Origin of the sequence: Paenibacillus sp. MZ04-78.2 (assembly GCF_024213375.1) — a bacterium.
GTDB lineage: Bacteria > Bacillota > Bacilli > Paenibacillales > NBRC-103111 > Paenibacillus_G.
The window spans coordinates 1-413 of record NZ_JANAVJ010000148.1 but is presented as its reverse complement, the minus strand read 5'-3'; the positions used below and the strand labels follow the sequence as shown (position 1 = coordinate 413).

Below are 413 nucleotides of genomic sequence, written 5' to 3'. Positions count from 1 at the left end.
CAACCAAGCCGAGAACGTACCCAGAATCGGTCGACTCTCCGCAAGCCGGGCTTCGTAACGCTGCTCGGGCGTCGACTACGGGAGATTCCCTTACCGGTCTAGATGTATATGGAGTTGTCGATTATTGGACGTATGGTTTATTTGGATGGACCCAAGTGAACCCTGACGATCAAAGAGATAGGGCAAGAGTTCGATTCGATCACGCCAATCTCGGCAAGCTTGATAGTAATGGAACAACGTATGCATTCTCGCATGAGTTTGGTCATGCGGTAGGACTTAAGCATAATAACTCAGGCGTCTCTTCGGTTATGAGAGATACGTCAATCGTTTGGGAGGATAATAAACCGCAGCAAGCCGATAAGGAACACATCAAAGAAAAATATGGAAATTAACAAGGAGGTGTGAAATTTCAT

The 413-nt window shown here is 46.5% G+C and carries 1 protein-coding gene; it reads left to right on the top strand.

What is annotated here, in order from left to right:
- Window positions 1-392 (top strand): zinc metalloprotease (locus NLX71_RS26450; RefSeq protein ID WP_483874635.1); only part of this gene is annotated, 392 nt, incomplete at its 5' end.
- Window positions 393-413: the final 21 nt, after the last annotated feature.